Genomic DNA, 17,065 nt, shown 5'->3' on the forward strand with positions numbered 1-17,065 from the left:
ATGCTAAAATATGACGTAATAGTTATAGGCGGTGGACATGCAGGCGTGGAAGCAGCGGCAGCTTCTGCACGTCTTGGAATTTCTACTCTCTTAATTACGTTAAAACCGGAAAATTTAGGAGAGATGTCTTGCAATCCAGCAATCGGTGGAATTGCAAAAGGTACATTAGTTAAAGAAATTGATGCACTTGATGGGTTAATGGGTTATGTTATAGACCAAGCCGGTATACATTATAAAATGCTGAATGAGACTAGAGGACCAGCAGTTTGGGGACCTCGGGCACAAGCTGATAGAAAGCTTTATAAAAAAGCGATGTATCAAATATTAACAAATTACCCTAATCTAGATATATTATATGGAAAAGTGGAAGACATCGAAATTAAATCTTCTAAAGTTGAAGCGGTTATTTTAAATAACGGTAGTAAAATTCCTTGTCAAAAAATTATATTAACTACGGGTACTTTTCTATCAGGTCTTATTCATATCGGCTCGACAAAAATTCCTGCCGGTAGAGTAGATGAAGAACCTTCTTATGGATTATCAAACACATTAAAAAGAGTAGGATTTAAGATTGCCCGTTTAAAAACAGGTACACCACCAAGAATTGACGGGCGTACTATTAATTATAGTAAAACAGCTTTACAGTCCGGCGATAAAACTCCTCGTCCTTTTTCTGAATTAACCAATATTGTTAATGTTCCTCAGATAAATTGTTTTATAACCAAAACAACCTCGGAAACTCATGATATTATACGTGAGAATCTTGATAAATCTGCAATGTATTCAGGGCAAATAGAAGGGATAGGACCACGATATTGTCCTTCTATTGAAGATAAAATAGTCAGATTTAGTATAAAATCAGAACATCGTATATTTTTAGAACCTGAAGGATTAGATGATTATACGATTTATCCAAACGGTATTTCCACTTCTTTACCTGAAGATATACAACATAAATTAATCAAAACAATCCCTGGTTTAGAAAAAGCAACTATTTTACGTCCTGGTTATGCTATAGAATATGACTATGTTGATCCACGTGAAATAAGTGTTACATTAGAGACAAAAAAAATAATGGGACTATATTTTGCTGGGCAAATTAACGGTACTACAGGATATGAGGAGGCTGCAGGGCAAGGCATAATAGCCGGTATAAATGCTGCTTTAGCAGTAAAAAATCAAGTGCCGTTTATATTAACAAGAGCAGATAGTTATATTGGGGTAATGATAGATGATTTAACAACATATAGTACTATAGAACCTTATCGTATGTTTACTTCTCGCTCGGAATATAGATTATCTATAAGAGCTGATAATGCTGATTTGCGTTTAACAAGATTAGGTATAAATATTGGAGTTGTATCAGAAGAGCGTAAAAAAATATTCACAAAAAAATGTGAAGATATAGAAAAAACAAAATCATTATTAAATACCTTGTCTTTAACTACTAGTAAACTTGCTAAAATGGGTATAAAGGTTGCACAGGATGGTACATATAAAACAGTATTAGACTTATTTAAAATACCTAATTTTAATGTTGAACAAGCTATTAAAATTTTTCCTATGCTTAAAGAAACGCAAAATAATAATATTTTGCAATTACTCTATATTGAAGCAAAATATGCTTCATATTTAACTAGACAACACGCAGATATTAATTTATTTCAAAGTGAAGAGGCACAGTTAATACCTAAAAATATTGACTATTTTAAAATACCAAGTATATCATTAGAGATACAGGAAAAACTTTCTTCTCATAAACCTGCTACTATTGGCGTAGCACGTCGAATTCCAGGGATTACACCTGCAGCAATTACGGCTATTATAATTTATTTAAAAACTAAATATAGTGATGGAAGTTCCACATGAAATAATTGAAAAGTTAGAAATTTTTCAAAAGTTAGTTAAAAAATGGAATAAATCAATAAATCTTGTATCGGATAATAGTATACATAATTTTTGGCAACGTCATATAGTAGACTCATTACAATTAATACAATATATTAGTAATAAAGAAATACACTTGGTTGATATAGGAAGCGGTTCTGGTTTTCCTGGTATAGTATTATCTATAGCAGGGGTAGCGAAAGTAAGTTTAATAGAAGCTGATTTACGTAAATGTATATTTTTAGAAAAAGCATCAAAGATATCAAATAATAACATACAAATAATTAATCAAAGAATAGAAAAAGTAGAAATAGATTGCAGTATATTAACTTGTAGAGCTTTCTCTAACTTAAATACAATATTTAATTGTATAAAAAATATTTCAGTACGAGAAAAATTTTTGTTATTAAAAGGAAAAAATTATTTAACTGAAATAGTAGAAGCTAAAGAGAGGTGGTTATTTGATTATTTAATACATCAAAGTATTACTTGTGAAGAAGGGAAAATTCTAGAAGTTAGTAATTTAACAAAAATTATATGAAAGTAATTGCTATTGTTAATCAAAAAGGAGGGGTAGCTAAAACTACAACTACTGTAAATTTAGCTACAGCTTTTGCTGCTGTAAATAAAAAAATTTTAGTTATAGATCTTGATCCTCAAGGGAATAGTAGTACCGGTTTTGGAATTAGTCAGCAACAACGCAAAAATACTATATACCAAGTATTAACAAATTTAATAGAATTGAAAGATACAATAATTTCTACAGATATACCAAATTTAGAAATAATTACTTCAAACACTAATCTATCTGCGGCTGAATTAGATTTAACAAAATTAAAGGACCGAGAATATATTTTAATGAAGCTATTGGAAGAAATAAAAATATTATATGATTATATAATTATTGATTGCCCTCCTTCATTAAATTTATTAACGGTAAACGCTTTAGTTGCAAGCGATGAAGTGCTGATTCCAATGCAATGTGATTTTTATTCGTTAGAAGGATTAAGTCACTTGCTAAAAACAATTGAAATTGTAGAGAAAAAATTAAATCCTAAGATAAAGATTGCAGGTATATTATTTACAATGTATGATAAGCGTAATCGTTTAACTGAGCAAGTAGAAGAGGATGTTAGAAAATGCTTAGGAGAATTAGTATTTAAAACCGTTATTCCAAGAAATATTAAACTATCTGAAGCTCCTTCATATGGAAAACCGGCTATTATATATGATTATAAATGTTCGGGAGCAGTTGCATATATAGAACTTACAAAAGAAATCTTAGAAAGATATGGCGAAAAATAAAGGACTAGGAAGAGGATTATCTTCATTACTTGGAGAAGAAGTTATTTCTATAGAATCAGAAATAATACAAATAATAAATATTGATAAAATAAGACCAAATGAGAATCAGCCTAGAAAAAACTTTGAATATGATAAAATAAAAGAATTAGCAGATTCTATATTGAATAATGGTTTATTACAGCCTATTATTGTTGATAATAATTTCCAAATTATAGCAGGAGAGCGACGCTGGCGTGCATGTAAATTAGCAAAAGTTTTAGAGATACCAGTAATTATAAAAAATTTAGATGCTAGAGAGAGTATGGAAATAGCGTTAATTGAGAACATACAAAGAACTGATTTAACAGTTATGGAAGAAGCTCGTGGCTTTAAATATTTAGTAGAAAATTTTAATTATACGGCAGAAAAATTAGCTGAGAGGCTTGGTAAAAGTCGTAGTCATATAGCTAATTTGTTAAGGCTTAATAATTTGCCGCAGTCTATTCAAGATAAAGTAAATGAAAATATACTAAGTATGGGTCAAGCTCGATGTTTAATAAATCATGAACATGCAGAAGTAATAGCCGATCATATTATAAATAATGATTTAAATGTACGTCAAACAGAAGAACTAGTAAGACAATGGTATAAAAATGAGTATACAAAATCTCCTAACAATAATAACAAAGTAGGAAAGCGTTGTTTAAAGGACAACGCTACTGATAATGATCTAGCATTATTAGTGAAAGCTTTATCAGAAAAATTTGGTATAAAAATAACAATAGAAAATTATCCATTAGGCGGAAAATTAATATTTCATTATAAAGATTTAGAAGAATTAGACTTGATATTATTAAAATTAAATTAAAATACATATGAAAAAATTATCAATAAGCTTGAACGAAATAAATTGTAAGTATAAAAGTACATACAAATCTCAAGCTATTAAAATTAAAGTATATATACAGCATTTTATTTCTTAAGATTGTGCAAATTAAATATCTAAATGAGAAAAACAATAATAGAAATTACAATATCTGATTTTGAATTATATGATCATAGAGCAATATAATTCATACAATGCAGTAGTAAATATATTTATCGGTGTAAAATAATAATATAAGGAAATAAGTAATTTATGTCATATCAATATGTTTATGAAATGGTTGGTTTAAGCAAAATTATAAATGGTAAACGAATTTTAAAAGAAACAAATTTATCATTTTTACCAAAAGCTAAAATCGGTATAATAGGCCCAAATGGAGCAGGTAAATCGACTTTATTAAAAATAATGGCAGGTATTGATAAAGAGTTTGAAGGTAAAGCAACAGCTAAAATTGGTATAAAAGTAGGATATTTACCTCAAGAACCGTATCTTGATGCTAGTAAAAATGTTTTTAATAATATCATAGAAGGCCTTCATGAAAAGAAAAAACTTGTTGATGAATTTAATTATATAAGTAATAAATTTGCTGCTGAAATCACTGATGAAGAAATGCAAAAGCTTTTTGATAAACAAGCAGAATTACAAGAAAAAATAGACAATTGTGATGGATGGAATCTAGAACGTGAAATAGAAATCGCAATGCTTGCTTTACGTTGCCCGCCAAAAGAAGCAGATATTACAAAAATTTCCGGTGGAGAAAAAAGAAGAGTGGCTTTATGTAAATTGCTTTTAGAGAAACCTGATATGTTGTTACTTGATGAACCTACAAATCATTTGGATGCAGAATCAGTTTCTTGGCTTGAAGATTATTTAAAGCATTATGAAGGTACTGTAATAGTAATTACCCATGATCGTTATTTTTTAGATAATGTTACAGAATGGATATTAGAAATAGATCGTGGAAATTGTATACCGTGGGAATCAAATTATAGTTCTTGGCTTGAGCAGAAGCAAAAAAAATTAGCTTTAGAAAGTAAAGAAGACGATGATAGAAAAAAACAATTGAATCGTGAACTGGAATGGATTCGTCAAACTCCAAAAGCTAGACAATCAAAAAATAAAGCACGTATTACAGCATATCAAGAGTTATTAAATAAACAACAAGAACAAAAAACCGATCCTACTCAAATAATTATACCTAACGGACCTCGTTTAGGTGATCTTGTTATTGAAGCAAAACATATAGCTAAAAAATTTAATAATAAAATATTATTATCAGATTTTAGTTTTAAAGTTCCACGTGGAGCTATTGTAGGAATTATTGGACCGAATGGAGCAGGTAAGTCTACTTTATTTAATATTATTACAGGTAAAATAACGCCGGATAGTGGTTCTATTAAAATTGGTCAAACGGTAAAATTAGGTTATGTTGATCAATCACGGGATCATTTAGATGATAATAAGACTATATGGGAAGAAATTTCAGAAGGTCTAGATGAATTACAACTTGGTAATAGAATAATTAAAAGTAGAGCTTATTGTGCAGCTTTTAATTTTAGAGGCAGTGGTCAACAAAAAAAAGTTGGACAACTTTCAGGTGGAGAACGTAATAGAGTGCATTTGGCAAAATTACTAAAAGAAGGAGCAAATGTTATATTATTAGATGAGCCGTCTAATGATTTAGATATTGATACGTTAAGAGCACTTGAAGATGCTATTTTAGATTTTGCAGGTTGTGTATTAGTGATTAGTCATGATAGGTGGTTTTTAGATAGAATAGCCACTCACATTATATCATATGATAAAGAAAATAATGCTACATGGTTTGAAGGAAATTATCAAGATTATCATGAATATATGCTGAATACTAACGGGGAAAGTATTTTTAATCCAAAATATAAACATAAGAAATTAATATAAATATGTCTTTAATGCAAATATTATTAATTTTATTTGTAGGAATCTTGATAACAAAACCGCATGATATTTTTATAATTATTAAAGAATTTAAAAAAATAAAAGCGTATTTAATTAATATTAAGTCATCTATTATAAAAAATATAGATGAACCGTTAGAAACAGAGCAGGTAAATTTTTATTTAAAAAAAATTATTAACCTAGAAGGTTATTATCATGGTAATTATGATTTAACGACAATAAAAGAAAAATATTATACGCTAATAATTAACAATGACTTAATAGAAAATGAATCAGCACCTGATATAACAGAGAAATACTAATCCATGCCTCACTCAATAATTAAATCTAAGAATTATGCAAAAAGTAGTAAAACTTAACAATATCAAAATAGGAAATGATTTACCGTTTGTCCTAATTGCAGGGCCTTGTCAGATTGAAGGAAAAGATCATGCGTTGTTTATGGCAGAAAAACTTGTTAAATTAACTAGCAAGCTTAAGATTCCATTTATTTATAAATCTTCTTTTGATAAAGCTAATAGAACTTCCATAAATGGGATTAGAGGACTTGGTATTGAGAAAGGTTTAGAAATTTTATCAAAAGTAAAATCTGAATTCGATTGCCCTATTGTTACTGATGTCCATTCAGAGAGTCAATGTACCGAAACAGCCGAAGTAGCAGATATTTTACAAATTCCGGCATTTTTATGTAGACAAACCGACTTGCTGCAAGCTGCAGCAAAAACAGGTAAAATAGTAAAAGTAAAAAAAGGACAGTTTCTAGCTCCGTGGGATATGAAAAATGTACAAACAAAACTAGAAGCTTTTGGAGTAAAGGATATATTATTTACAGAGCGTGGTGCATGTTTTGGTTATAATAATTTGATATCTGATATGCGTAGTCTTGCAATAATAGCGGAGTTAAATGTACCTGTAGTTTTTGATGCGACGCATTCCGTTCAGCAGCCTGGAGGGCTAGGAGGTAGTACCGGAGGGGAAAGAAAATATGTAGAGCTACTTGCAAAGGCAGCAACTTCTGTAGGTATTGCTGGTATGTACATGGAAGTACATCAAGACCCCAATAACGCTCCAAGTGACGGCCCATGTATGATTAAGTTGGATAATCTAGAGTCCATTCTTATCAAACTAAAAAAATATGATAAAATTACAAAAGAAAAATAACCTCAAATTTTACCTATCAAAATATATATAAATATCCCCTATTAATTCAATTTTAAAATAGAAGTAATAATTTTTTACAACATAAAAAATAGAAGTTTCTTATCCTCAGAATTTTACCAATTCACCTTTAAATCCTTGTTATAAATTTACTTATTCAGAAAATTTTTTAAATAGTATTAATATTTATTTATTCAACTTATAGATCAAAAATATTTTGATTTGTGGAAAGATAAATAATTTATAGGTGTAATGTTATGAGAAAGATGGTAAATGCGATTGGTAATGTACTGTTTGGTACCCAAGCAGGAACAAGGTTTAAAAAATATAAATGATTTTTTGACAGAGTATTTTAATAATATTTTGGAACAAAAAAACACTCCAAACTTAACTGTTCTTGAAGAATGTAATATATTAATGAAATTACGTAATATTAAGGATATATTAACTCCAAACACAAGCTTCATATCTAAGTATGAATATAAAGATATTATAGCTTGGCTCTCTAATAACACTCGTTCTATATTTAATGAAACATTAATAAAACCAAATAGCGGGCTTGTGGAGTTTATCCATGTAACCGCTTTGGATTTTAGTAACTACCCCCTTTATAACGGAAGATATACAATATATAGCAAATTATTTAAGGAATAATAAGACTATAGAGCAAGTATTTTTGAACAATTGCGGTATAAATGATGAGCAAATAAAAATTTTAGCTGAGGTGTGTTTAGGCTTAACAAAACAATAACTAAACTTTCTTTAGTAAGTAATAAAGCAATAACTAATATCGGAATAAAAACTTTATTAGAGATAAAACATAATAATCAACATAAGCTAACAGAATTAAAAATCTCTCCTAATTTTAATGATAATTCAGAATTTCGGCTCATTTCTGAAATAGATATTTTTAATGAAAATTTTGTAAATGCATATTTAAAGAAAACAAAAGCTCAAAACATCGAGGATGAAATCGAAAATAAAAATTTGCAACCTCTTATAAATTTTTATGAACTGGAAAGACCAGGCATAAAGAACGGTAATAAGCTTGTTAATAATTTTTTTATATCTGATGATGAAGGTGGCATTAATATTATAGAATGTCTAGGGGTTTATAGTAAAGAGATAGGTTCTATTCAAACAATCCTTAATTCATATATTTACTGGCAAATATTAGAATTAGCCGAAAAAGTTAGATTTTCAGTTGTAATTAGAGATAATAGTGCAAATGATATTGTGGATTCTACATATAAACAATTCACTAATATTTTTAGAGGTAGTAAAGGTAAGTTAACACCTGAAATTAAAAATGAACTAGAAAATGCTTTATCTTATATAATTTCTGTTGCTGATTATAAAACTGTGGAAGAAAAAAATGCTAATATTGCTCTCATAGATGAACAGAAACGTAAAATCTTTGATATATTTGCTTCTTTCAAAGATAAAGAAGATGCTCTATCTAATTCTGCTTCCGATGCAAATCTTTCTACAACTATAGAGGCTATTTCTAAGAGTAAAAATGAAGAAGAAAAAAACATTAATATTACTGTAATAGATGAGCAGAAACATGCTAACTTGGATGCATTTGCTTCTTCCACCAAAGGTAAAGGAGATGCTCTACTTAATTCTGGTTCCGATGCGAATCCTCTTATAACTGAGGAATAAAAAAATCTTATAAGTATTGCGTTGAAATTAGAGCTACAAGATATTTTGAGTAAAAAAACCTTATATGAGCCATTGATCATCGAACATGTAAAGAAACTGATAAACCTATGTATAAGACCCTTTTCAGATACACTTAATATTAAGGACTTAAGTCAAGGTAAATGGGCTACAATAAAAGAAGTATATATAAAACCACAAAAATCAGAAACACAGAAGCCAATTTTATCACAAGTTTTATCTAAATCAAGTAAAGGGAGAATATTTTAACTATAGGTAAAATTATTATAAACTTTTTTCAAGTCAATAAACATAACATAAATAAGCCCATTTATTTCTTTTGATGAGCTTGATTTATGTTACCCATTAAATGCAGATATATTTTTACGTGATTATTCATTAATAAAACCTTATATACCCAAAAAAATATTAAATAAATCACCGATACAAAAAACCGAAGAAAACTTTTTCATTGTTTTAAAAGAAATAGAAGAGCTTGAAGATACATATATTAAATATTCTAATGATCACCTAAATATGGTTTGTTCATTTTTAGAAACTATAAGAAAATTTTATAAGGCAGAAAATATAAAAGATAAAATTTCTTTTCAAGAGGTATTAGGTCACTATGTATATTTCTTAAATCAGCAATGTAAAGCTTTATCTTTTTGTAAAAAACTTTATCCGCAATCACAAGATTTGCAGCCGCTGACGGGGGCAGTTGAAGAAGCAAAAAAATCTTAATTGAAGAAAATTTATTAGATAAAGCTATATTAGATATAAAATTAAAACCTTATCAAGTAACCGATAATGTAGAATCTAATAAAGAACAAAAAAAATATTATAAAGAAGCATTAGAATGGCTTGATAAACTTACGGGACCGCAAGCTGAGCATATTGTTATATCTATAAATGAAATAAAAGCCAATGCTTATTATTATTTAGGTATGATCTATGAAAATAGTAAATCGGAATTAGATTGGTTTAGAGCAATAAGAGAATATATTAATGCTCTAGAAATTGATAAAGATTTTAACTTTAGCTATGATCATGACACTTTTTCGGACATTTTTAGCAATATTTATAAAAAAATAGGTGACTTATTTTTAGCACTAGGGAAATGGTGTAGAAGTAAAAATGAAAATGGGAACGCTATCAAGTTGATTCATGAAGCAATGAAATATTTTAAAGTAAGTTTAAGTATAGCCGATATTGAGGATAGTAGTAGTATTCTTCATGAAATTTTTAGTATTTTAAAAAATAAATGAGAAGAAAAAGCACATTATATATCTTTAGAAAAAGATCTTCATATATCTGTAGCAGAATTTTTATTTAAATTAAATTTAATGCCAAAAGCAGGGCTTGAATATTTGAGAGCTGCAAGTAGAGTTGACAAAAATGAGAAAGAAAAACAAGAATTAGTATCAAAGGCTTTAAAAGCTTTTGATACAGATATGGCAAAAAATACTGCTTTTATACGTGCAATGCTTGACAAAGGCAAAATAGAGGATCTTAGTATGTTTGCCAAGGAGGCTGACAGAACAAAATTTTTAAGTGATACACAGACTATAATAAATGATTTTGTTTCACTGCCGGAGCTGCAAGCCAAGGAGTGGCCAAAAGTACAATAAAATCAAAATGAGCAATTAACTAATGATCAAAAAGAATTAACCAAACAGAATAATACACAGCAGCAAGCACAAAAAGAAGCTTTAATTCAGCCGCAGCAAACACAACAGCATCAACAACAATCACAGCCAATGGACAACACCCCACTTCGCACTATAGAAAATATACAAAAACCAAATTACTGGTATAGTGAAGATGATATAAAAAATATATTAGAAGCAAATATAGACAAAAATAAATTCTCTATAGTTACCCACGTTGATTTAGCAAAGCCTGAACAAGTAAGAGATGCACTTAGAGAGGGAGTATATGAGGATTTGAAGGAAAAAAAGTAAAGTTATACTTATGCCTATTAATACAGGGCATGCATATTAGGTAAGTATGGTGATTAGTAAAGATAATAATACAAATAAGATAATATTTACGTATAATGTACTAGTTAGGAGTTGATCTGACAGTATTGAGTAATCAGGCAGCTTGATAAGTTAAGGTCAAGTTGTCTGATATTGTCTCTATATTATCAATATTTTTATTAATTGCAATATAAAGAGAATCTTTAAAAGTTTGCATTGGCGTTTTACCGTAACAATGTTTACCTGAATGAGTTCTTTCATTATTATAACCTACAAGCCAGTTATCTATATCAGTTTGTAGCTCTTCTAATGTAGAATAAAACTTTTTGCGGAATAAAATGTGATAACATTCTTCTTGCATAGTTGTGTGGAATCGTTCACATATCCCATTAGTTTGAGGACTATAGGCTTTAGTTTTAGAATGATCTATATTTTCAATACCAAGATATAACTGATAAGCATGATGCTCAGGCTTGCCACAATACTCCGTTCCTCTATCTGTTAATATCCGAACCAGAGGAATATTATAGCTTTCAAAAAATGGTATAACCCTATCGTTAAGATGGTCTGCACTCGTTATAGCTGTTTTTTCTGTATAAAGTTTACAAATAGCAATAGAATAAGTATCAACGAAAGTTTGCTGATAAATACGTCCTATACCTTTTATATTCCCTACATAATAGGTATCTTGAGAACCAAGATAACCGGGATGTAAACTCTCAATCTCACCGCTTGCTTCACGTTTGTTTTTTACTTTTTCAAGAGCTGTTAACTGTATATCATTTAGAATAATACCGTCGCTTGCTACCTTATTTTCTAAAGCTTTTAAGCGTTTCTTAAAATTTTCTAAATCATGACGAAGCCAAACTGATCTTACGCCTCCTCCTGAAATAATTATTCCTTTCTTGCGTAGCTCATTAGCTGTACGTTCTTGACCATAAGCGGGATATTCAACTGCAATATTAACTATAGCATCTTCAACACTTGCTGGTACTCGGTTCTTTAAACAAGGCTTTCTTCTGCTCATCTCATATAGCGCTTCTTCTCCACCTTGTTCATGAAGCTCTTTATAGCGGTAAAATGTATCTCGGCTATAACCCATTACTTTACATGCTTGCGATACGTTACCTAGTTGTTCTGCTAGTTGTAATAAACCAATTCTTGGCTTTATTATTTTTTGTTGGTATATTGTCATCTGACAGTCTCCTTTTTTTAGAGGTTGTTAAATTTTTGCCGGGTACGAGTATATCTTTTTTTTCGTACCCAACAACTTCTTACTGTCAGATCAACTCCTAACTAGTACACGTATAATGATCCTCTGGGCAGATCGTTAAATGATCGTCCTGACTTAATAGAACTTATTACTGAGGTTTATCCTGATGCAAAAATAATAGACTTACAAATTCTACAACAAGATAATACTTGGGACTGCGGAGTTTTTATATGCGATGATTTAATAAGACAATCTCAAAGTTTGGAAATTCTCTCTACGGAGCAATGTATAGGACAAGGGCTAAATTTAAGAAAATCTCAAGCTGAAACATTAAAACAAAGTTTAATAGCTCAACAAGCCCAACAACAACATATTTATATTATGGTAGATAGTAATGCTTCAGATGACGAAGAAGATGGGAATAATAACGGTAATAGTAATGAAATGGTGTGTCCTCCTTACGGTGATAATGACGAAGTTGAGGTAGGTGGAGCAGCTATGCAACCTAATGATCAACATTAAAAGTTTGACGTTGCGATATCATTCCTGCGATAGGCTTGCTTGTGTAGACCTGGTTTATGTCATTTCCGCGAAAGCAGGAATCTAGAAATGAGCGTCACCTTATGACTTGATCACGGGGTTTTATATCACAGACTATGTTCTAAGATCCCGCGATCAAGTCGCAGGATGACAAAAGGTTACTGGATTCCTACTTTCGCGGAAATGACATCGGCATTCTAATAACAATGCCCACTCGCAATACTTGCATTTATACCGAGAAAGAATTACCACAGCCGCATTTTGCTTTAGCTTGCGGATTACTAACGTTGAAATATGAACTGCCTAGCTCTTCTATAAAATCAAGAGTGCAATCCAGCATAAATTTTTGAGAGATAGGATCAATAATAATTGTAGCATTATGTTTAGTAATGACATAATCATCTTGTTCTATATTATCTTTTGAGACTAATTCATAATTATACATAAGACCTGAGCAGCCGCCGCTATCAACCGAAACTCTCAGTACTAAATTCTTATCTTTTTCTAGCTCTATTAACTTGTGAACTCGCTGAAAAGCTCTATCCGTAATTGTTATCGTCACCAAAATTACCTTGTAAAAGTCTCATAAATTATATAGCATAATGAATATTTTTCAAGTATACTCGTATACTCGATGAACTTCAAAAATTGGCGTCGTCGTTCTACAAGAGCTTCGGTTCTCACGTATTAAGTATATGCTGCGATCCTCGCCTTGTGAACTCCTTGCTCTTTTTAAAGTTGATCTTCATATGCCGATTATTTATTTACAAAAAGTAATAAAGGATAACGATGCTAGCTTCATACGCTTCTGATCCTCTGAAAAGTAGGGGAAGATTATATAAGGAAATCCCAACATCTTATAGAAACGAGTTTGAACGTGATCGTGATCGCATTATACATACTAATGCATTTAGGCGTTTGCAATATAAAACTCAAGTTTTCATTAATCACGAGGGAGATCATTACAGAAATAGGCTAACTCATTCTCTAGAGGTTTCGACTGTTGCACGTTCAGTTGCTAATACTTTAAATTTATCAAGTGATTTAGCTGAGACAATAGCACTTGCTCACGATCTTGGGCATACGCCTTTCGGTCATGCGGGAGAGAGAGCTTTAAATGAATGTATGAGAGAGTATAATGGCTTTTCCCATAATGCTCAATCTTTAAAGATATTAACACTACTTGAAAAAAGATATGCGGCTTATAATGGAGTGAATTTAACATGGGAAGTATTAGAAGGAATAGTAAAACATAATGGTCCTATAACCAATGAAATAAATGAATATATAGCAGAGTATAATAAGCAAAATGATTTAGAACTTGATACGTATGCATCAGCAGAGGCTCAAATAGCAGCACTTGCCGATGATATTAGCTATATTTCGCATGATTTAGAAGATAGTATCGGTGCTAAAATTATCGATTTTAATAGTCTTACTGAACTTAAATATATTGATCAGCATGTTTTTGAACTCAAGTCAAAATTTAAAAATATTAGCTCCTCATGTCTGATTTATGAGGTAGTACGTAAGCTAATACATGAGTTAATTACCGATTTATTATGGCAAACAAAAGAAAATTTAAATAAAGAAAAAATTACTAATATAGACGAGATACGTAACTTGAATTATCAGATAGTGGATTTTACGGAAAAAACTAATGAACATATTAAGGAAACTAAGAAGTTTTTACATGAGCGAGTTTATAAAAGTAATAAAATTACGGCCATCCGCCTTAAATGTACTAAAATCGTACAAGGTCTGTTTAAGGTTTATATGGATGATATTAATTTATTACCGGTTAATTGGAAAATGCTAATAGACTCTAATGAAACATATAGTAAAGCTAGAGTTATTGCCGATTATATAGCAGGTATGACTGATCGTTTTGCCATTCAGGAATATAATCAACTTTGTTCTCTGAATTTTAATAATATCTAAAAACTTAATTATGAATATATTTAATCAATTGAAACAAGATATAATTGCAGTAAGTCAGCAATTATATAATAATCAAGAAATAGCAAATACTGCTACTATTGAAACACCGAAAGATAGTTTTAACGGTGATTTATCAAGTAATATTGCAATGATTATTGCTGCTAAAGAAAGTATTTCTCCTCGGGAAGTGGCTTTAAAGTTTAAAGAAGTACTTATAACATTACCTTATATTGCAAGTATAGAAATAGCAGGACCGGGCTTTATTAATTTCACTATAAAAGCTGATAGTTGGCAGGCATCGATAAAAGATATTTTACAGCACGAAGAAAAATTTTTTGAAATTGATATAGATAAAAGCAGAAATATTAACATCGAGTATGTTTCGGCAAATCCCACCGGTCCAATGCATATAGGACATGCTAGGGGTGCAGTATATGGTGATGTGCTAGCAAGAATTTTGCAAAAGGTAGGTTACTCTGTTACAAAAGAATATTATGTTAATGATGCAGGCTCACAAATAAATGATTTAGTTAGTACAGTATTATTACGTTATAGAGAGTCTTTAGGCGAAAAAATTACTATCCCTACCGGTTTATATCCTGGAGAATATTTAATCCCGCTCGGGCAAATTTTAGCGAAAGAATACGGTAATAAATTATTAACGATGGATGAAGCGGAAAGGTTCAAAATAGTCAAAAATTTTGCCGTAGAAAAAATGCTTGATTTAAATAGAAAAGATTTAGAAGATCTCGGTATTAAACATAATATATTTTTTTCTGAACAGTCATTGCATGATAAAGGCGAGATAGAGGAAACAGTTAAATTACTTACCGGTATGGGGTTAATTTATGAAGGAACGCTCTCTGCTCCTAAAGGTAAAGTTCACGATAAATGGGATAACAGAGTTCAAAAATTATTTAAATCTACTAAGTATGGTGATAGTCAAGATCGTCCTATAGAAAAAGCTGACGGAAGTTGGTCTTATTTTGCTTCCGATCTTGCATATGCTAAGGATAAAATAGATAGAGGAGCGAGTCACTTAATCTACGTACTTGGTGCGGATCATAGCGGATATGTTAAAAGAATTGAGGCAATAGTTAAGGCTCTAGGCAAAGAGCAACAGGTTAAAGTAGACGTTAAAATCTGTCAATTGGTCAATTTCGTTGAAAACGGTGTGCCGGTTAAAATGTCAAAACGTCTTGGGAGCTTTGCTAGTGTGCAAGATGTAAATCATGAGGTGGGGAAAGATATCATAAGATTTATGATGTTGACTAGACAAAATGATAAGCCGCTTGATTTTGATTTAGTAAAAGTAAAAGAACAATCAAGAGAAAATCCTATCTTTTACGTACAATATGCCCATGTAAGAACAATATCGATTTTATCGAAAGCTATGGCACTAATGCCGAAATATTATAATGACTTTGAAGAAGGTAAGTATGATTTATCTTTATTATCATCAGAAGAAGAGATTGAAATCATAAAACTTTTAGCTGCGTGGACAAAAACATTAGAAGCATCTGCAAAATATTTTGAACCGCATCGCATCGCATTTTATTTAATAAACTTAGCTTCAAAATTTCATTCTATATGGAATTTCGGTAAAGAAAATAGAGACTATAGATTTGTAATTGAAAACAATAAAGAATTAACTCTAGCACGCCTTGCTCTTGCTAAAGCTATACAAAAAGTTATAGCTAGCGGCCTTGAAGTGATAGGTGTAGAACCGATGAACAAAATGTAATTGTATACTCGATGAATTTCAAAAATTGGCTATGTTGTTCTACAAGAGCTGCGGTTCTCACGTATTAAGTATACGTTGCGGTCCTCGCCTTGTGAACTTCTTGCTCTTTTTGAAATTGATCTTTGTCTACTAATTTTTCGTTTACTAAATATGATCAATAATATTTTTATTAAAATATTTCTAGTGTGCTTAATATGTATATCCGCTATTTATTTTGGTTATCAATATTATCAGAATAGCAAACCGGTAATTACTATTTATCCTGATGAACTGCCTACAAAAATAAAACCGTCTATAATAGAAAATAACCAAATAGCAGCAGTACATAGTACGATATATGAAAATCTTATTGCTAAAGATACAAATATTAAAACCGTAAAATTGCTTCCTGACCCTGAGAAACCTATGAGTATAGATTCTCGTAACCAAAGTCAAAGCGATGAATCTTTTGATGAAATATCTAACCTTATTGCATTAATAGAGCCAAATAATAACTCCAAAAATGAAACGGATTTAAATATAATAAAGCTTGAAAAAGGAAGTAAAGATAAGTCTAATAATCCTAAAAATTGTAAAAATAATGAAAGTTATAAAGTACAACTAGGTTCGGTAAAATCTGAAGCAGAAGCAATGAAAGAAGGGGAAAGAATAAAAAAGAAATTCCCGAAAATTCTTAAAAATGTTGTTATCACAACCAAAAAAGTTAAATATGACGACGGCAAATTTTTCTATTTAATCTTAGCCGGTGATTATGGTAGTCTTAGTCAAGCTAAAGCGGTTTGTAAGAAATTAGCTTATAACAAGCAGAGTTGTGTGTTGAAGTGATATTT

Annotated in this window: 18 protein-coding genes and 1 pseudogene; 17 read left to right on the forward strand and 2 right to left on the reverse strand. The window is 30.4% G+C overall.

The window, feature by feature from the left end:
• The 13 genes from mnmG (at window position 1) to AB1146_RS03265 (ending at window position 10,779) form a co-directional block, all read left to right on the forward strand.
• Entirely contained in the window at window positions 1–1,869 is a 1,869-nt protein-coding gene (gene mnmG / locus AB1146_RS03205; protein WP_355404282.1) for a tRNA uridine-5-carboxymethylaminomethyl(34) synthesis enzyme MnmG, read from the forward strand.
• Window positions 1,853–2,428: a 16S rRNA (guanine(527)-N(7))-methyltransferase RsmG gene (gene rsmG / locus AB1146_RS03210; protein ID WP_156790198.1), complete on the forward strand. Its 576-nt coding sequence runs from the start codon at window positions 1,853–1,855 to the stop codon at window positions 2,426–2,428. The genes mnmG and rsmG overlap by 17 nt, the downstream gene beginning before the upstream one ends.
• Complete coding sequence (locus AB1146_RS03215) at window positions 2,425–3,192, forward strand: ParA family protein (RefSeq protein WP_010420510.1); 768 nt, start codon at window positions 2,425–2,427, stop codon at window positions 3,190–3,192. Before rsmG ends, AB1146_RS03215 begins: the two co-directional genes overlap by 4 nt.
• Window positions 3,179–4,039 (forward strand): ParB/RepB/Spo0J family partition protein, encoded by an 861-nt coding sequence (locus tag AB1146_RS03220; RefSeq protein WP_010420507.1) that lies wholly within the window; start codon window positions 3,179–3,181, stop codon window positions 4,037–4,039. Before AB1146_RS03215 ends, AB1146_RS03220 begins: the two co-directional genes overlap by 14 nt.
• Window positions 4,040–4,309: 270 nt before the next feature.
• On the forward strand, window positions 4,310–5,977 hold the full coding sequence (gene ettA, locus AB1146_RS03225) for an energy-dependent translational throttle protein EttA (RefSeq protein WP_010420506.1): 1,668 nt from the start codon (window positions 4,310–4,312) through the stop codon (window positions 5,975–5,977).
• Window positions 5,978–5,979: 2 nt separating this feature from the next.
• Window positions 5,980–6,297 carry a DUF2672 domain-containing protein gene (locus AB1146_RS03230; RefSeq protein ID WP_010420505.1) on the forward strand — a complete coding sequence of 106 codons (318 nt, stop codon included), beginning with the start codon at window positions 5,980–5,982 and terminating at the stop codon, window positions 6,295–6,297.
• A gap of 34 nt (window positions 6,298–6,331) precedes the next feature.
• Window positions 6,332–7,156, forward strand: a complete 825-nt coding sequence (gene kdsA / locus AB1146_RS03235) for a 3-deoxy-8-phosphooctulonate synthase (RefSeq protein WP_010420504.1) — start codon at window positions 6,332–6,334, stop codon at window positions 7,154–7,156.
• Window positions 7,157–7,492: 336 nt separating this feature from the next.
• Window positions 7,493–7,807 (forward strand): hypothetical protein, encoded by a 315-nt coding sequence (locus AB1146_RS03240; RefSeq protein ID WP_232203643.1) that lies wholly within the window; start codon window positions 7,493–7,495, stop codon window positions 7,805–7,807.
• A 72-nt stretch (window positions 7,808–7,879) separates the two neighbouring features.
• Window positions 7,880–8,818, forward strand: coding sequence for a hypothetical protein (locus AB1146_RS03245; RefSeq protein ID WP_010420502.1), 939 nt, complete (start codon window positions 7,880–7,882; stop codon window positions 8,816–8,818).
• Between the two features lie 534 nt (window positions 8,819–9,352).
• On the forward strand, window positions 9,353–9,559 hold the full coding sequence (locus AB1146_RS03250; RefSeq protein ID WP_010420496.1) for a hypothetical protein: 207 nt from the start codon (window positions 9,353–9,355) through the stop codon (window positions 9,557–9,559).
• A gap of 203 nt (window positions 9,560–9,762) precedes the next feature.
• Window positions 9,763–10,083: a hypothetical protein gene (locus tag AB1146_RS03255; RefSeq protein WP_010420494.1), complete on the forward strand. Its 321-nt coding sequence runs from the start codon at window positions 9,763–9,765 to the stop codon at window positions 10,081–10,083.
• Window positions 10,084–10,161: 78 nt separating this feature from the next.
• The gene (locus AB1146_RS03260) at window positions 10,162–10,446 is read left to right on the forward strand and encodes a hypothetical protein (RefSeq protein WP_010420490.1); all 285 of its coding nucleotides are present in this window, start codon (window positions 10,162–10,164) and stop codon (window positions 10,444–10,446) included.
• A gap of 129 nt (window positions 10,447–10,575) precedes the next feature.
• Complete coding sequence (locus tag AB1146_RS03265; RefSeq protein WP_010420488.1) at window positions 10,576–10,779, forward strand: hypothetical protein; 204 nt, start codon at window positions 10,576–10,578, stop codon at window positions 10,777–10,779.
• 133 nt (window positions 10,780–10,912) lie between these two features.
• On the opposite strand, the gene AB1146_RS03270 is transcribed toward AB1146_RS03265, so the two are convergent.
• A complete protein-coding gene (locus tag AB1146_RS03270; protein ID WP_355404292.1) occupies window positions 10,913–11,992 on the reverse strand; it encodes an IS481 family transposase in 1,080 nt (359 codons plus the stop codon).
• 120 nt (window positions 11,993–12,112) lie between these two features.
• Between AB1146_RS03270 and AB1146_RS08510 the strand changes: the two are divergent.
• Window positions 12,113–12,532 (forward strand): annotated as a pseudogene (locus AB1146_RS08510) (hypothetical protein); the annotation flags it as partial.
• Window positions 12,533–12,779: 247 nt separating this feature from the next.
• On the opposite strand, the gene AB1146_RS03280 reads toward AB1146_RS08510, so the two are convergent.
• Window positions 12,780–13,112 carry an iron-sulfur cluster assembly accessory protein gene (locus AB1146_RS03280; protein ID WP_010420484.1) on the reverse strand — a complete coding sequence of 111 codons (333 nt, stop codon included), beginning with the start codon at window positions 13,110–13,112 and terminating at the stop codon, window positions 12,780–12,782.
• A gap of 227 nt (window positions 13,113–13,339) precedes the next feature.
• Between AB1146_RS03280 and AB1146_RS03285 the strand changes: the two genes are divergently transcribed.
• The 3 genes from AB1146_RS03285 to AB1146_RS03295 all read left to right on the forward strand — a co-directional run bounded on the left by AB1146_RS03285 (window position 13,340) and on the right by AB1146_RS03295 (window position 17,060).
• Window positions 13,340–14,491, forward strand: coding sequence for a deoxyguanosinetriphosphate triphosphohydrolase (locus tag AB1146_RS03285; RefSeq protein ID WP_010420483.1), 1,152 nt, complete (start codon window positions 13,340–13,342; stop codon window positions 14,489–14,491).
• A gap of 10 nt (window positions 14,492–14,501) precedes the next feature.
• Window positions 14,502–16,235, forward strand: a complete 1,734-nt coding sequence (gene argS, locus AB1146_RS03290; protein ID WP_010420482.1) for an arginine--tRNA ligase — start codon at window positions 14,502–14,504, stop codon at window positions 16,233–16,235.
• A gap of 150 nt (window positions 16,236–16,385) precedes the next feature.
• Complete coding sequence (locus AB1146_RS03295; RefSeq protein ID WP_010420480.1) at window positions 16,386–17,060, forward strand: SPOR domain-containing protein; 675 nt, start codon at window positions 16,386–16,388, stop codon at window positions 17,058–17,060.
• Window positions 17,061–17,065 lie beyond the last annotated feature (5 nt).

Source organism: Rickettsia helvetica, assembly GCF_963970025.1.
Lineage (GTDB): Bacteria > Pseudomonadota > Alphaproteobacteria > Rickettsiales > Rickettsiaceae > Rickettsia > Rickettsia helvetica.